9 protein-coding genes are annotated in these 16,503 nt (G+C 57.7%); 4 read left to right on the top strand and 5 right to left on the bottom strand.

The window, feature by feature from the left end:
• Window positions 1-8: 8 nt before the first annotated feature.
• From ACRDT3_RS09910 to ACRDT3_RS09895, 4 genes are all read right to left on the bottom strand, one after another.
• Entirely contained in the window at window positions 9-2,018 is a 2,010-nt protein-coding gene (locus ACRDT3_RS09910; protein WP_431492818.1) for a chorismate-binding protein, read from the bottom strand.
• The gene (locus ACRDT3_RS09905; protein ID WP_431492835.1) at window positions 2,005-2,502 is read right to left on the bottom strand and encodes a low molecular weight protein-tyrosine-phosphatase; all 498 of its coding nucleotides are present in this window, start codon (window positions 2,500-2,502) and stop codon (window positions 2,005-2,007) included. Before ACRDT3_RS09905 ends, ACRDT3_RS09910 begins: the two co-directional genes overlap by 14 nt.
• A gap of 151 nt (window positions 2,503-2,653) precedes the next feature.
• On the bottom strand, window positions 2,654-3,277 hold the full coding sequence (locus tag ACRDT3_RS09900; RefSeq protein WP_431492817.1) for a LysE family transporter: 624 nt from the start codon (window positions 3,275-3,277) through the stop codon (window positions 2,654-2,656).
• The gene (locus ACRDT3_RS09895) at window positions 3,274-3,786 is read right to left on the bottom strand and encodes a MarR family winged helix-turn-helix transcriptional regulator (protein ID WP_431492816.1); all 513 of its coding nucleotides are present in this window, start codon (window positions 3,784-3,786) and stop codon (window positions 3,274-3,276) included. The genes ACRDT3_RS09900 and ACRDT3_RS09895 overlap by 4 nt, the downstream gene beginning before the upstream one ends.
• Before the next feature lie 130 nt (window positions 3,787-3,916).
• Between ACRDT3_RS09895 and ACRDT3_RS09890 the strand changes: the two genes are divergently transcribed.
• From ACRDT3_RS09890 to pulA, 3 genes are all read left to right on the top strand, one after another.
• Window positions 3,917-6,058, top strand: coding sequence for an MMPL family transporter (locus ACRDT3_RS09890; RefSeq protein ID WP_431492815.1), 2,142 nt, complete (start codon window positions 3,917-3,919; stop codon window positions 6,056-6,058).
• A 306-nt stretch (window positions 6,059-6,364) separates the two neighbouring features.
• Complete coding sequence (locus ACRDT3_RS09885) at window positions 6,365-7,912, top strand: DEAD/DEAH box helicase (protein ID WP_431492814.1); 1,548 nt, start codon at window positions 6,365-6,367, stop codon at window positions 7,910-7,912.
• A 403-nt stretch (window positions 7,913-8,315) separates the two neighbouring features.
• Window positions 8,316-13,985 (top strand): pullulanase-type alpha-1,6-glucosidase, encoded by a 5,670-nt coding sequence (gene pulA / locus ACRDT3_RS09880; protein WP_431492834.1) that lies wholly within the window; start codon window positions 8,316-8,318, stop codon window positions 13,983-13,985.
• A gap of 177 nt (window positions 13,986-14,162) precedes the next feature.
• Here the strand turns inward: pulA and ACRDT3_RS09875 are convergent, their stop codons facing one another.
• Window positions 14,163-14,471: a PLD nuclease N-terminal domain-containing protein gene (locus ACRDT3_RS09875; protein ID WP_013349867.1), complete on the bottom strand. Its 309-nt coding sequence runs from the start codon at window positions 14,469-14,471 to the stop codon at window positions 14,163-14,165.
• Between the two features lie 173 nt (window positions 14,472-14,644).
• Between ACRDT3_RS09875 and dnaK the strand changes: the two genes are divergently transcribed.
• On the top strand, window positions 14,645-16,498 hold the full coding sequence (gene dnaK / locus ACRDT3_RS09870) for a molecular chaperone DnaK (protein ID WP_431492813.1): 1,854 nt from the start codon (window positions 14,645-14,647) through the stop codon (window positions 16,496-16,498).
• The last annotated feature ends 5 nt before the right edge of the window (window positions 16,499-16,503 follow it).

Below are 16,503 nucleotides of genomic sequence, written 5' to 3'. Positions count from 1 at the left end.
CAGTTCGCTTAAGCTTCTTCCGGGAAGCTGGCGCCCAGTGCTTGAAGCACGCCGCGGGATTTGGTGATGACCTCTTCCCACTCTTCAGCGGGCACCGAATCAGCGGTAATTGCCCCTCCCAAGCCCAAGCTCAACCGCCACGACCGGTCAGCCAGCCGGTCGCACACCAGGGTTCGGATCACCACGGAGAAATCGGCGGCACCATCAGCACCCAGATACCCCACGGCACCGGAATACAGCCCGCGGGCACGGTGCTCTTCAAGTTCATCCAAGATATTCATCGTGGAAAGCTTCGGCGCACCGGTCATGGAACCCGGCGGGAAAGCTTCACGCAGGGCTTCGGCGGCCAGTTGCGGGGAGGACAACGTGGCGTCGATGGTCGAGACCATCTGGTGCACTGTTGCATAGGATTCCACCGCGCACAGCCGGGCAACCCTCACCGAACCGGGAACCGAATGGTGCGACAGGTCGTTGCGCAACAGGTCAACGATCATGATGTTCTCAGCCCGGTCCTTGGGATGGGTGGCCAGGTCGTGCTTCAACGCAAGATCTGATTCTTCATTCTCGCCACGCGGTCGGGTGCCCTTGATCGGCTCGGCCCGCAACTGCCCGTCCTTGGACAGCGCGAGGAACCGTTCCGGTGAAATGCTGGCGATTTGCAAATCAGTGAAACGCAGGTAGTGGGCAAACGGTGCTGGGCTGGAGCGGCGCATTCGGCAGTAGGCCTCGAACGGATCGAACTCTTCGGCATGGGCCGTCAGTTCGGTGGTCAGGCAAACTTCGTAGGTGTTGCCTTCATAGATCTCCCGCTGGGCGTGGCGTATCTTGCGCTTGTAACCGGCTTCGGTATCCGCGCAGCTGAATTCCGGGACAGGCAATGGGTGGCGGGAACGCAGTTCTGGCGGATTGCCCAGCAGGATGCTCAGTGCTGCTGCCGGTTCGGCGATGCTGTGCAGATGCATCTGATCTTCTTGATGGTCAATGACCACCACGGTATCCGGCGCAAAGAACTGGGCATCGGGGCGCACCCGTCCGGGCTCAACGACTGCCTGCAGATCCGCGGCGCCGACCTCGCGTTTCAGCTCATAACCGAGGTACCCCACCCATGCCGGAAGCGGGTAACTGGCTTTAGCGGTGGTTCCGGCAGGCCAGAGGCCAGCCAGCGCGCGGAAGAAATCCTCGCCCAGCCGTACTTGCGCTCCGGGCAGGCTGATGGTGGTGCCGTGGCGGGTGGCGCTCAGTACCGGCGGCTGTTCTGCGGCCGAAAGCGCGATCACCGAATAGCGGTTGCGACCCAACGGGTCGCTGAACTTGTGGCTTGTTGATTCCAATAATGCGGCATGCGGAAGGGACGCGGTCAGTTCCTCGAAGAGTGACGCCGTATCGGCTGGCGCCACATAGCTCTGGCGGAAGGCCGGGGCGATGGGGGACTGGTCGGATCGGATGGAAAGCGGGCGCATCATGGCCGGCAGGTAACGGCTGGAACGTGCCCAGATCTCCATGGGGTCCTGGTCGCCAGCGGTATCAATGAGGAGGGCGGCTGCGGTGTTCGGCTGATGGGCCTGCAGGTACCGCTCTTCTTGCTCGGCCCACATCTCCCAGTACGGACGGTAGGTCTGTCCGTCGCGTGCCAGCGCCCGGTCACGGCGGCAGTTTTCCGGAGCTTCCAGCCAGATCCCGATGTCGAGGAATTCTCGGGCTTCGGAATGGATCGCTCCTACGCCTTCGATGATCACTACCTCGGCAGGAGTGAAGTTTTTGGATGCGCCAAGGGCACCCGCGACCCAATCCCAGGTCGGGTAGGCAATCGTCTTCCCTGCTGCGAGCTGCGGCAGGATCCGGTTGTAGAGCTCGAAGGACCGATGCAGCCCGTCCCAACCATGGTAGAGCTCTTCGAGGCGCAAAATAGCTACGGAGGCGGTGGCTTCCAAGTATTTCGCTAGGTCTGTTGCAAAAGTGCTTTTGCCGGATCCGGAACGCCCGTCAACGGCAATCAGTGTTGGTCTAGCGGTTTCCACGAGAGGCGATATTACTCCGCACGTAATCTACAAGGGCAGGCAGGGAAGCAGAAATGAGTTTCCAGGTCTCGCGGAAATCTCCGGCATCACCGTACCAAGGGTCATAGATGCCCTGCTGGTCGTGTGGGGAGCTCGCGGTTCCGGGATCAAAGGAACGGAACATCCGCAGCTGCGGACGTTCGCTCGGATCGATTTCGGCCAATTCGGGAACGAGTTCCTCGAAGTGGTCGGTGTCCGTCGCCAGTACGAGATCCATTTTGGCGATTTCGTCGGAGTCGATCTGGGCGGCAATGTGCTCAGATGCATCAAGTCCATGGCTGCGCAAAGTACTGGCAGCACGCTCATCGATGCGCTTGCCGACTTCACCGTCGGTGATGGCTCGCGATATGACCTCAACCTGCGAGACCTCGGCGTCCTTGAGGGCATTCTTGAGCATGTACTCGGCCATAGGCGAACGGCAGATATTTCCCGTGCACACGATCATTATCCGGAACATGGCATCAGTCTATGGGCACAAGGCGATTCGATCGATAGCTACGCGCCCGTTTCCCGGCAACAAATCGGCAACGATTCGGAAATTGGCCCCGGAATTGGTTCATGGCTAGGGATTGAAGGCCAAAAATCGGAGAAGAATATTAGTGCATTAGCAGCAGAAGCGCAGCGACCAGGATGAACAGCACTCCGAAGAGGATGTTCAGCAGCTTGGCGCCGCGGTAAGTGGCGGTGAAGCGCTGGAAGGTGCGGGCCGTGCCGGCAAAGAAGAAGAACATCACAGCGATGTCCACCACTATGACCGTGCCGATGAAGATGGCGTATTGGGCTAGGAGCGGCTGATCGGTGCGGATGAACTGCGGGGTGAAAGCCAAGAAGAAAACGATGGCCTTCGGATTGAGCAGGTTGACCAGGATGCCCCGGTTGAGCATGGCCCAGCGGGTCAGGCGGTGCCCGGTGCTGGTTCCGTCGGAGGCGACCTCCGGCTTGGAGAGCAGCATGCGGATACCCAGATACACCAGATAGGCCGCACCTGCGTAGCGGATGATGGCGAACAGCAACGGCGAGCTGGCCACGAGCAGCCCAACTCCGGCGGCAACAATGACCACGTGGATCAGCAAGGCGATTTGCTGCCCGAGCACGCCCCAAATTGAGGCGCGCCAGCCCTGGCGCATCGAATTGCTCATGGTGTTGATGGCTCCGGCGCCGGGAGTGAAGCTGATGACGATGCAGGCGCTGAGAAGGGATATCCAGAGTGAAAGGGTCACTGCTTAAGGCTAGTGTCCCTCGCGCTCTTGGCTGGATTCGTTGCCTGCTGTGTTACGACTTCTTCGCGCGCGCTGTCCACGCCGGCGACGGCTTCTGCCATGAAGCGGGCTATGACCTGCAGCTGCTGCTCATCGTAGTGGCTGATCACTTCCCGCATTTTGGCACCTAGCGGCATGAACATTTCCATGCCCTTGCCGCGGGCCTTGGGGGTCATGGCGATGCGGATGACACGGCGATCCCGGTCCGAGCGCTGGCGCTCGATCATTCCCAGTTTTTCCAGGCGGTCGAGCATGGCGGTGGTCGCCGGAGAACTCAGTTGCAGGTCGCGGCTCAGGTCGCGCGGGGAAGGCAGAAGGCTGCGTTGCTCGTACTTCATGATGATGGACAGCGCATTCATATCCGTGCGGTGCGTTCCGTAAAGTGCTCCGGTGGACTCAACGTAGCGGTCTGAGGCTTGGCCGAATTCTTGCAGGAGCATGACCAAGCTGTGCTGTTCTCTTGCGCTCATAAGCGCAATCCTAGTCGGAAAAGCATTTAATAGCCTGGGAAGTATTTCCATGATGGAAGTAAGTCTTGTAGTATTGCATTCTGGATCGCCATTCGATCCACCGCCAGCAATCACGAGTGAGGACGGATCAGTGGCGCATGTAGCGAAAACCGACCAACCATCGAGCAAGAAGCGATTGGATAAAAAGGGTGTTGGCATCAGGGCAGGAATCTACGCCCTGCTGATCATCCTTTGGCTGGGTGTCGCCGGAATCGGCGGCCCGACCTTCGGCAAGCTTTCCGAGGTCCAGACCAACGACCAGACCTCATTCCTCCCGGCCACCGCCGAAGCCACCGAAGCCCTGGAATGGCAGAACAAATTCCGCTCCACCGAAGCAATCCCAGCAGTCGTCCTGCTCACCAGCGATGGCGAGGTCAGCAAGGGAACTGCTGGACGGATCGGTGAGGCGCTGAAGGACTTCACGCATCTGGACGGGCAAATCACCGGACCCTTCCTCTCCGAAGACGGCAAGGCCGCTGAATTCATTGTCCCGGTCTCCGGCGAGGTGAAGGCCGATGCCGGAGTCGAAGAGCTGCGTTCGCTCCTGGCCGCCGAGAAGCCCGATGGCACCACCGCCTATGTCACCGGACCGGCAGGCTTCAGCGCCGATTTGGTCGAGGCCTTCGGCGGCATCGACGGCGTGCTGCTGGGCGTGGCCCTGGCCGCAGTGCTGGTGATCCTGCTGCTGGTCTACCGCTCGATCCTGCTTCCCTTCACGGTGCTGTTCACCTCGGTCGTGGCGCTGTGCGCGGCAATCGTCGCGGTGTATTTCATGGCATCCGAAGGCTGGATCCGCCTCGACGGCCAGGCCCAGGGCATCTTGTCCATCCTTGTCATCGGCGCGGCGACCGACTACTCGCTGCTCTTCGTGGCCCGGCACAAGGAAGCGCTCATTGCCGGCCAAGACAAGTGGCAGGCCGTGGCTTCCGCATGGAAAGGCTCGGTGGAACCGATTGTCGCTTCGGGCGGCACCGTGACCGTGGGCCTGCTGTGCCTGCTGTTCTCCAATTTGAACTCCAATAAGGCGCTGGGCCCAATTGGCGCCTCGGGCATCATCTTCTCGATCATTGCCGCGTTGACCTTCCTGCCAGCGGTGCTTGGCTTGCTGGGACGGGCCGCCTACTGGCCCTTCCCGCCAAAGCCGGCGGCCGTGGATGCCCAAGGCCAGGAGAAGGAAGGCCTCTGGGGCCGCATTGCGCGGTTCGTAGCCAGCCATCCGCGTCCGATCTGGATCATCACCGCACTGGTGCTCGCCGTGGGAGCGCTGGGCATGACCCAGCTCAAGGCCCATGGCGTGCCGCAGAGCGAGCTCGTGGTGGGCGGTTCGGAGTCGCGTGACGGGCAGATCGCCCTTGGCGAGCACTTCCCTGGCGGCTCGGGATCCCCGGCCACGGTGATCGTCGATGAAGCCCAAGCGCAGACGGCCCTGGAAAAGGCCGTTGATGTCACCGGCGTGGACTCGGCCTACTTGCAGGCTGAAGATGGCGGACCGGCCATGGCCGCCCGCGGTGCCGAGCCATTGAGCGTCGAAGGCCGCAACCTGATGTCGGTGACGCTGGCCGATGCAGCCGACTCGGATGCCGCCAAGCAGACCGTGGTCAAGCTGCGCGAGCAGATGCATGCGGTCGACGCGGAGGCGCTGGTCGGCGGTACCACTGCGACCCAGCTCGATACCAATGAGACTGCCATCGCGGACCTGTTCAAGATCATTCCGATTACCCTCCTGGCTATTTTGCTGATCTTGATGCTGCTGTTGCGTTCCGTTCTGGCTCCGGTGCTGCTGATCCTGACCACCGTACTGTCCTACGGCACTGCGATGGGTGTCAGTGCACTGGTCTTCAACAACGTCTTCGGGTACGTGGGTGCCGATCCGTCCGTGCCGCTGTTCGGCTTCGTCTTCCTGGTGGCGCTGGGCGTTGACTACAACATCTTCTTGATGACCCGTGTGCGCGAGGAATCCTTGAAGCGCGGAACCCGTGAGGGCATGCGTGTGGGATTGAAGGTCACCGGCGGTGTGATTACCTCTGCCGGCGTAGTGCTTGCCGCTACCTTCGCCGCACTGGGTGTGGTGCCAATCATGTTCCTGGGCCAGCTGGGCTTCATCGTGGCCTTCGGCGTGCTCCTGGATACCTTCGTCGTGCGAAGCCTGCTGGTGCCGGCTTTGGTTGAACAAATCGGACCAAAGGTCTGGTGGCCCTCGAAATTGGCGAAGAAGGAATTCGAGCTGAACTAGGCGGTGCAGCTGCATATCCCGGGACCCCTAGTGGTGAACGTCTCCCGGGGCAGAAGCGCAAAGCGGGGCCGCTCACAGACGGGCCCCGCTTTTGCACTGTAGTATGGATACTTGTGCGTCACCGGAAAATTCTGTGGCGTATGCGTCGACAGTTTAGATTTCCCCTCCTGTGAATCGCCCGGAAAACCTCCGCCGGTCCACTTTTGGCAGCAGGCCTTCCTTGGCCTTGCACGTTGCGGACTTCCTCCTGGCTCGGCGAAACCCAACGCCTGAAGCAGGCGTGCGAATCAGAGAGAAAGTTTGAATATGTCCGTAACTTTTAGCGCCCTCGGCGTGCCCGAATACCTGTCGAAGGTCCTTGCCGCCAGCGGAATCGAAGCCGCCTTCCCGATCCAGGAAGCCACTTTGCCTTCGACCTTGGCCGGCGGCGACGTCCTTGGCCGTGGCCAGACCGGCTCTGGCAAGACCTTGGCCTTCTCGCTGCCCCTGGTAGCTCGACTGGCAGATCGCCCACAGCGCCGCAAGGCCCGTTTCCCACGCGCGCTGATCATGGCTCCAACCCGCGAACTGGCGACCCAGATCGCCAAGACCGTTGACCCGCTGGCAAAGGCTGCAGGCCTGCGCACCACCGTGATCTACGGTGGCGTGGCCCAGAGCCGCCAGGAAAAGGCCATGAACGAGGGCGTGGACATTGTCATCGCCTGCCCGGGCCGCCTGGATGACCTGATCAAGCAGAAGGTCGTGGACCTTTCCCAGCTGGAAATCTCCGTGCTGGATGAAGCCGACCACATGGCGGACATGGGCTTCCTGCCTGTGGTTCGCCGCATCATGGACCGCATGCCAACCGGCATCCAGCACATGCTGTTCTCTGCTACCTTGGATAACGGCGTGGACAAGGTAGTCAAGCGCTACCTGAGCCACCCGACCATTCACTCGGTGGATGCGCCCAAGGCCGCTGTGAACACCATGGAGCACCACGTCTTCGTCATCGGCAACGATGATAAGAAGGACCTGATCCGCGTCCTGGCCCAAGGCACCGGCCGCCGCATCATGTTCATGCGCACCAAGCACCACGCCAAGAAGATGGCTGTCACCCTGTCCAAGGCAGGCGTTCCAGCAGTGGACCTGCACGGCAACCTGTCGCAGAATGCTCGTGACCGCAACCTCGCGGCTTTTGCCTCAGGCGAAGCGAAGGTGCTTGTCGCAACCGACGTTGCCGCTCGCGGCGTGCACGTTGATGGCGTGGAACTGGTCGTCCACATTGATCCACCAGCAGAGCACAAGGCCTACACCCACCGTTCGGGTCGTACCGCTCGCGCGGGCTCGGATGGAACCGTCGTGACCATCTGCACCCCAGACCAGCAGGGCGACGTCGCTTCGCTGCTGAAGCAGGCCGGCCTCAAAGTTCCTTTTGAAAAGGTCACCCTTGACTCGCCTGTTGTTGCCAAGGTTGTTGGCGAAGTTGCTGAGCACGTTCCTTACGTTGCTCCAGTGCAGCAGAAGCGTAACCCAGCGAAGAAGAAGCCTGCTGGAGAATCTTCAAACGCACGCGGTGGACGTGGCGGCGGACGAAATGCCCTTGGTGGGAAGCCTGCCGGTGAGGCACAGGGCCGCGGTGGAGACCGTCGCCGTTCAGATCGTTCCGGTGCATCGAACCAGTCGGAGCGTCCAGCACGCGAATCACGCGGTGCTAACGCTGAGCGTCCAAGCCGTTCGGCTCGTGGATCCAATGGCGAGCGTCCGTCGAACTCTTCACGCTCAGCACGATCCGGAGGCCGCAATGCTGCAGGTGCCGCAGGTGGTCGCTCACGTGGACCACGTCGTGCATCAAGCCCTGCTACCGGCGGACGTTAAGAACTAGTACACAAAAGAACCTCCAGACAGCCAAAAGCTGTCTGGAGGTTCTTTTTGTAGTGGGGTTGCCGACCTGACCGGACAATGGGAATTGGAGACTTTTGTGCCGCATTGTGCAAACGTTTCCTATGTAAAAAGTTGGAAAAATACTGAAAAGTTTGATGTTTTCCCTGCATCCGAGTGTAAATGTTGGAAACGCTTGCACTTGATGGAATTCGCTCAGTAGTGTGGGCTGAATCACTGGCGAGTCAGCTCTTATGGCTTGCCGCTCGCACCTTCGAATTCAATGGAGCATTTCGTGAACAGCAAAAGCGCTGCTTCCTCCGTGCGCAGTCAGCCACTGCCACCATACCTTCATAAACGTAGTTGGCGTCGTTGGGTCACCGCCTTGGCCGCAACCCCGATGCTGGCGCTCGCACCCATGGCACCCCTGGCTAGTATTCCCGCCGTGGCAGATGAAACTTCTGTGACTCTGGCCGGTTCTTTTCAGTCGTTGTTGGGATGTTCCGCTGACTGGATGGCTGACTGTGAAGCTACCAGCCTGCAATCCACGGACCAGGAAGGGCAATACAGCCTGGAAGTGGAAGTTCCGGCGGGGAACTATGAATACAAAGTAGCGTTGAACAAAAGCTTTGACACGTCTTATGGACTGGATGGGGGAGAAGAGAACATTCCCCTAGCCCTGAGTGCGGATAGCCGATTGCGCTTCACCTTTGATACGGCCACTGGGCTGACACAAGTTGTGCCGCTGGACCTTCGCGGAGAATATTCAGATACTGATGCCGAATTGGTCGCTGCGCCGGTCAGGCAAGCCGGTTCTGGTGAGCAATTCTATTTCGTCATGACAGACCGCTTTGCCAATGGCTCAACGGCTAACGACACCGGCGGTTTGGAAGGTGATCGACTAACCACCGGGTTTGATCCGACGAACAAAGGATTCTATGAAGGCGGTGATATCGCAGGCTTACACTCCAAGCTCGACTACATTCAGGGCCTTGGCACCAGCGCCATCTGGCTCACGCCCAGTTTTAAGAACATGCCGGTTCAGGGTAGTGGTGATGATGCCAGCGCCGGATATCACGGCTATTGGGTCACCGATTTCACTCAGATCGACCCACATCTAGGCACCAATGAAGAACTCTCCGAACTGATTGATGACGCCCACAAGCGTGGCATCAAGGTGTATTTCGACATCATCGTGAACCATACCGCGGATCTCATCGACAATAAGGAAAAGAAGTATTCCTACGTTGAGCAGTCTTCCCTTCCCTATAAGGATGCTCAGGGTCAAGCCTTTGACCCGGCGGACTACGCAGGCAGTGATACCTTCCCAGAGCTAGACGCTTCCAGTTCCTTCCCTTATACCCCGGTTGTTTCTGACCAAGTCAAGAAGGTCCCCGACTGGCTCAATGATCCAACGCTCTATCACAACCGCGGGGACTCAACCTGGGAAGGTGAGTCGGTCACCTATGGCGATTTTCAGGGGCTTGATGACCTCATGACCGAAAATCCTAAGGTAGTCAACGGTTTCGCAGAGGTCTACAAGAACTGGGTGGACTTCGGAATTGATGGCTTCCGCATCGACACCGCAAAACATGTGAATTTTGAATTCTGGGAACAATGGACCAAACAAGTTCAGGACTATGCACGAGCCCAGGGTAAAGACGACTTCTTCATGTTTGGCGAAGTTTATGATGCCGATGCAAAGAAGCTTTCGCCCTACGTGCGTAAGACGGAAATGAATTCCGTCCTTGATTTCACGTTCCAATCTGCTGCTGCCGGTTTCGCGGGAGGAAATTCAGCCAAAACGCTAAGCACGCTGTTCTCGGCGGATGACTACTACACCACGGCAAACACCTCAGCTGATGCTCTACCAACTTTCCTTGGCAATCACGATATGGGGCGCATTGGGTACTTCCTGAACAACAGCAATCAGAAACTCAAACGTGATGAACTGGCCCATGAACTGATGTTCCTGACCCGTGGCCAGCCGGTGGTTTACTACGGTGACGAACAAGGATTTGCAGGCACCGGTGGAGACAAGGATTCTCGCCAATCACTGTTCGCTTCTCAAGTCTCGGACTATCAGAACCAAGAATTGATTACCGGAGAAAAGCTCGGAACCCAAGATCGTTATGACAGTGATTCTCCGTTGTACCAGCACATCGCGGCCCTCTCTAAACTTCGCGAATCAAACAAAGCGCTGAAGGGCGGGGCACAAGTAGAGCTATACGCCCAAGATTCCAAGGGAGTCTATGCATTCTCGCGTGTGGACCGTGACGAGAAAACCGAATACCTGGTGGCCCTGAACAACTCGGAAGAATCCGCTGATGTTGAGTTGTCGACTCTGACCTCCGACGCAACCTACTCAGCGCTCTATGGCGCCGAAGACAAACTCAGCAGTGCTGCGGACGGGAAACTCAACGTGACGGTGCCAGCGCTATCTGCAGTGGTTTATAAAGCTGACAAGAACGTAGATAGTGCTGCCTTCACACCTGAGATTTCCGCTCCAAAATCTGGGGCCGGGCTCAGCGGCGTAACACCCGTATCCGTGGATTTAGGCGAACAGGCGTGGGCTGAAACAAGCATGTCGTGGCGTGAAGTGGGCACCGAGAAGTGGCACCTACTGGGCGTGGCAGAAGACCACACCCCACGAGTCTTCCACGACGTTTCATCGCTACCACAAGGCACCTTGGTGGAATATCGTGCCGTGAGTACCAATGCCGCAGGAGAACACAGCGCCGCTTCCACCTATGCTTCCGTGGGCAACGACGTTTCCGGGTTTGCGAAGGAAAAACCGGCTGAATCGGATATCTCCATGGTCACCGTGCCGGGAAGCCATAACACCGAAATGGGTTGTGTCACCGACTGGGATCCGGCCTGCGAGGCAGCCAAACTCACTGAACAGCCTGGCGGGGTCTATTCTGGTGAATTCGATGTCCCAGCAGGGGACTATGAATACAAGGTAGCCATCAACGGATCATGGGATCTGAACTACGGCGCTGGTGGTATTGCCGGTGGTGACAACCTTAAATATTCTCACGAAGGTGGGACCGTCAAGTTCTTCTTCGATCCCCGCAACAACATCGCACAAAGCGATCAACAGGGTCCGATGATCACCTTACCGGGAAGTTTTCAAGACGAATTGGGCTGTAAATCCGACTGGGATCCAACCTGTCTCGCTACTTTAATGGCGGACGCTGATGCTGACGGTACCTACGAATTCACTACGGAGAAGATTCCGGCTGGTACCTACGAATTTAAGGTGTCACACAACTTCGGGTGGGACGAAAATTATGGCGTTGACGGTGCCGCCGGAGGTGCTAACTACAGTCTTTCGGTAACCGAAGGAAAGCCAGTGAGCTTCAGCTACGACTCGAAGACTCACCTGTTGCAGATTGGTTCTGACACCCAAACAGTCGCCGGCGTTGGTCAAATGAAAGCGCAGTGGATTTCCGCTGACACCCTAGCGATTCCTCGTGATCTAGGCACTGGTGAAAACTATGCCCTCTACGCTTCAAAGGACGCCAGCTTGAAATTGGAGGGAGAAGAGATCTCCGGTGCGAAGCCAATCGAGCTCAAAGAAATTATTGGTGGGTTGAGTGCCGAACAACGCAAGAAGTTCCCACACCTTGCCGACTACCGTGCCTTGCGTGTTGAGCTAGATCGCGAAGACGTAGCCTCTGCATTGCGTTCACAACTGGCATTGGCACGATTTGATGGCGAAGGGGATACCCAGAAACTCACCGCCTTCACCGGAGTTCAGAGTGCTGGTGTCATTGATGATCTCTATGCCAAGGCGCTTGACGATGTAGAACTCGGCGTGAGCTTCACCGGAAAACGCCCTACCTTTAGGCTCTGGGCACCCACGGCCCAAAAAACAACACTGCTGATTACTGACAAGAAGGAGAAGACTGCACGATACGCTGCTAGCTATTCGAAGGACAGCGGTGTGTGGACGGTAAAGGGTAAACCTCAGATGGCTGAGGCGAAGTACCGGTGGGAAGTTCAGGTCTTTGTCTCTGAAACGGGCAAGATCGAAACGAATATTGTTACCGATCCATATTCGGTTGCGTTGACCACTAATTCCACCCACTCGGTCGCGGTGAGCTTGGAAGACCCTCACCACCAGCCAAAACAGTGGCGTAAGGCCAAAGCCAAAAACGTCGAAAAGGACGTGGACCGCAGCATCTATGAACTGCAGATCCGTGACTTCTCGATTTCAGATGCTTCGGTGCCCGAGAATCAGCGGGGCCGCTACGGAGCGTTTGGAGCAAATGGGGCCGGGAGTAAACAGCTCAAACAGCTTTCCGAGGCTGGCCTGACTACCGTTCACCTGCTGCCAAGTTTTGATATCGCCACCATTGAGGAGGAACAGTCACAACGTGTTGAGACGGACTGTGATCTGAAGTCGCTGCCGGCAGCTTCCAGCAAACAACAAGAGTGCGTTACTGCCCACGGTGATGAAGACGGATTCAACTGGGGGTACGACCCCTTCCATTTCATGGCTCCGGAAGGTTCGTACGCCACGAACCCTGAAGGAGCGAACCGTGTCGAAGAATTCCGCTCGATGGTTGGATCCTTGCACAGCATGGGGCTAGAAGTAGTGCTTGATCAGGTGTTCAACCACACCGCAGCCTCGGGTCAAGCCGATCGCAGTGTGCTGGATAAGATCGTGCCTGGCTACTACCACCGACTTGATGCCACCGGGAAAGTGGAAACCTCGTCCTGCTGTCAGAACCTGGCCACGGAACACGCTGCGGCGCAGAAACTGATGGTTGATGCCCTGGTGGTGTGGGCCAAGGACTATAAGGTTGATGGATTCCGTTTTGACCTCATGGGCCACCACTCACGAGAAACCATGGAAGCCGTACGCAGTGCATTAGATGAACTGAAGCCGGGACATGACGGAGTGGACGGCAAGTCCATTTACCTCTATGGCGAAGGATGGAACTTTGGTGAGGTGGCGGACAATGCTCGCTTCTATCAAGCGACTCAGGGGCAAATGAACGGTACCGGCATCGGGACCTTTAACGACCGACTGCGCGATGCCGTTCATGGTGGCAGTCCTGTTGATTCATCCTCAACATTCCGTCAGGGCTTTGGTACTGGCTTGGGAACGGATCCCAACGGTAATAAGGTCAATGGGAGCACCGAGGAAGCGTTGAAAGATCTCGGCCACGAAACCGACCTAGTGAAGCTCGGCTTGGCTGGCAATCTCGCAGACTTCGAATTCCTCGCTTCGGATGGCAGTGTGCACCGTGGTGATGAATTGGATTACCGCGGAGCGAAAGCAGGCTATGCTTCGCAGCCGGGAGAAGTGATCAACTATGTTGACGCGCACGATAATGAAACGCTCTACGACCTCACTGTGCTCAAGTTGCCACGAGATACTTCCATGGAGGATCGGGTGCGGATGAATACTCTCTCGCAAGCAACCGTGATGTATTCACAAGCTGTTCCGTTCTGGCATGCCGGAACCGAGTTATTGCGTTCAAAGTCTTTGGACCGAAATTCCTATAACTCGGGGGACTGGTTCAACCGCATCGACTTCTCCGGAGTGGAAAATACTTTTGGCTCGGGTCTTCCGCCCGAGGCAGATAACGGGGAGAAGTGGGATCTGATGGCTCCACTATTAGAAGACCCTGCGCTCAAGCCGGATGCCAAGGCCATGGCTGATGCTGAAGGGGCAGCCTTGGACTTGCTGCAGACCCGTAAGGAAGTTGGACTCTTGCGATTGGGCTCAGCTGATCTCATTGGGCAAAAGGTGAGCTTCCCGCTGGGTGGGTCTGAGGCTGAACCGGGAATTATCGTGATGCGCATTGACGACACGGTGGGTAAGGATGTCGATCGCAAGCATGACGGTGCCTTAGTCCTCTTCAATGCCTCGCCGAAGGAGAGCACGCAAAAGCTTGAGGAGCTGGTAGGTCACGACTACTCGCTTGCCAAGTCTCTTGCGAAAGGCAGTGATGACCGGGTGAAGTCAACTTCGTTCGACAGTGCCACCGGTGAGCTGACTATTCCGGCGCGCACCGCGGCAGTCCTAGTGGAACCTCAGGGCTCGGCTAAGTAGTAGAACGGAGCATTCCTACTGGACCATCTGTAGGGATTATTCGCAGGACCATTGTTGGTAGTTGAACTGATCTAGCCAGTGTGGCAATCGAGTTTTTCATTGCCAAAGCGTCCACGCTGACAGCGAACAACCCGCTCTCGTCATCACGAGAGCGGGTTGTTCCATTGTGTCTGTAAATCAGTTTTGAGGGTCTTTGCGACGCCCAAAGACAAAGTAGGAAATGCTTCCTAGTACGTTGAGGCAACTGACCACGGCCCACAGTGGTTTTGGCCCTCTCGCCAGCTGAACGGGGCGTCGACGAAGATCGCGCAAGGCTGCAAACATCAAAGTCAGCTCGATAATTCCAGCGAGGATGACAGCAACCTGGGTGCGGCGATCCAGCTCCCGGAAGGACCGTTTTTTCGGTAGGTTGAGGCGCCGGGATCGCAGGGTGGATTGTCCTTGAATGCCTTGGGTGTCCTGTGTCTGAAAATTATTTTTCGGCATGGGAATCATTCTTGCCCTTTGTTCGTTGAAGAAGACAGAACGCAAAGTTGAGTGAGGTTGGCTCAAGTTAATTTGACAGTCGAAAGCGGCTGAGTAAACTTGAGTCCAGAACGCTCAATCAGGATAAAAATCCTCAGCGTTAGTACTTTCAACCAAGGCAAAGGAGAGCCATTATGTCGCGTGCCGTAGGTATCGACCTAGGAACCACCAACTCCGTAGTTTCCGTGCTCGAAGGTGGTGAGCCAACCGTTATCGCAAACGCGGAAGGTAACCGTACTACCCCGTCGATCGTTGCTTTCTCGAAGAGCGGCGAAGTTCTGGTTGGCGACATCGCCAAGCGCCAGGCAGTGAACAACATCGATCGCACCATCGCTTCGGTCAAGCGCCACATGGGCACCGACTGGAGCATCGAGGTCGACGAGAAGAAGTACACCGCCCAGGAAATCTCGGCCCGTACCCTGATGAAGCTGAAGAACGACGCAGAGTCGTACTTGGGCGAGAAGGTCACCGACGCGGTGATCACCGTTCCTGCATACTTCAATGACGCAGAGCGCCAGGCCACCAAGGAAGCCGGCGAGATTGCCGGTCTGAACGTCCTGCGCATCGTCAACGAGCCAACCGCAGCTGCACTGGCTTACGGCCTGGAAAAGGGCAACGAAGACGAACTCATCTTGGTCTTCGACCTCGGCGGCGGTACCTTCGACGTTTCCCTGCTGGAAGTTGGCAAGGACGATGACGGCTTCTCCACCATCCAGGTCCGTTCCACCGCAGGCGACAACCGCCTGGGCGGCGACGACTGGGATCAGCGCATCGTAGATTGGCTGCTGGCTCAGGCCAAGGCCAAGGGCGCAGACCTGTCCAAGGACAAGATTGCCCTGCAGCGCCTGAAGGAATCCGCTGAGCAGGCCAAGAAGGAACTGTCCTCGGCTACCAGCACCAACATCTCCCTGCAGTACCTTTCGGTGACCCCGGAAGGCCCAGTGCACCTGGACGAGCACCTCTCGCGTGCCAAGTTCCAGGACCTGACCAAGGACCTGCTGGAGCGCACCCGCAAGCCATTCAACGACGTTATTGCAGAAGCAGGCGTCAAGGTTTCGGACATCGCCCACGTGATCCTCGTTGGTGGTTCCACCCGTATGCCAGCCGTTGCCGAACTGGTCAAGGATCTGGCCGGCAAGGAAGCCAACAAGGGTGTGAACCCTGATGAGGTTGTAGCTGTTGGCGCAGCACTGCAGGCAGGTGTACTGAAGGGCGAGCGCAAGGACGTTCTGCTCATCGACGTCACCCCACTGTCCCTGGGTATTGAAACCAAGGGCGGCGTGATGACCAAACTGATCGAGCGCAACACCGCGATCCCGACCAAGCGTTCGGAAACCTTCACCACCGCTGAAGACAACCAGCCTTCAGTTTCCATCCAGGTCTTCCAGGGCGAGCGCGAGTTCACCCGTGACAACAAGGCTCTGGGTACCTTCGAGCTGACCGGTATCGCACCGGCTCCTCGCGGCATCCCACAGGTCGAGGTCACCTTCGACATCGACGCCAACGGTATCGTGCACGTATCCGCTAAGGACAAGGGCACCGGCACCGAGCAGTCGATGACCATCACTGGTGGCTCCTCGCTGTCCAAGGAAGACATCGAGCGCATGGTTCAGGAAGCTGAAGCACACGCCGAAGAGGACAAGGCACGCCGCGAAGCTGCTGAGACCCGCAACGCTGCCGAGCAGGCAGCCTACTCGGTGGACAAGCTGATCAAGGACAACGAAGACAAGCTGCCAGAAGAGGTCAAGACCGAGGTTCAGGCCGACGTTGACGCACTGAAGGCTGCCCTTGAGAAGCAGGACAACGACGACGAGGTCAAGGCCGCGTTCGAGAAGCTGCAGGCTTCGCAGACCAAGCTGGGCGAGGCAATCTACGCCAACACCCAGGATGAGGGCGCTGCTGCACCTGAGGGCGAGCAGGCTCCAAATGCTGATGAAGATATCGTCGACGCCGAGGTCATCGACGAAGACGAAGCTGACAAGAAGTAGGGAGT

This window comes from Glutamicibacter sp., assembly GCF_050701915.1.
Taxonomy (GTDB): Bacteria; Actinomycetota; Actinomycetes; order Actinomycetales; family Micrococcaceae; genus Glutamicibacter.
The sequence above is the reverse complement of the archived record's forward strand: the minus strand, read 5'-3'. Positions and strand labels throughout refer to the sequence as shown.

Bases quoted from the DNA above. Each gene is read 5' to 3' on its own strand.
- pulA (WP_431492834.1), top strand. From the start codon at position 8,316: ATGCTGGCGCTCGCACCCATGGCACCCCTGGCTAGTATTCCCGCCGTG.
- dnaK (WP_431492813.1), top strand. From the start codon at position 14,645: ATGTCGCGTGCCGTAGGTATCGACCTAGGAACCACCAACTCCGTAGTT.
- ACRDT3_RS09875 (WP_013349867.1), bottom strand. From the start codon at position 14,471: ATGCCGAAAAATAATTTTCAGACACAGGACACCCAAGGCATTCAAGGA.
- ACRDT3_RS09885 (WP_431492814.1), top strand. From the start codon at position 6,365: ATGTCCGTAACTTTTAGCGCCCTCGGCGTGCCCGAATACCTGTCGAAG.
- ACRDT3_RS09905 (WP_431492835.1), bottom strand. From the start codon at position 2,502: ATGATCGTGTGCACGGGAAATATCTGCCGTTCGCCTATGGCCGAGTAC.
- ACRDT3_RS09895 (WP_431492816.1), bottom strand. From the start codon at position 3,786: ATGAGCGCAAGAGAACAGCACAGCTTGGTCATGCTCCTGCAAGAATTC.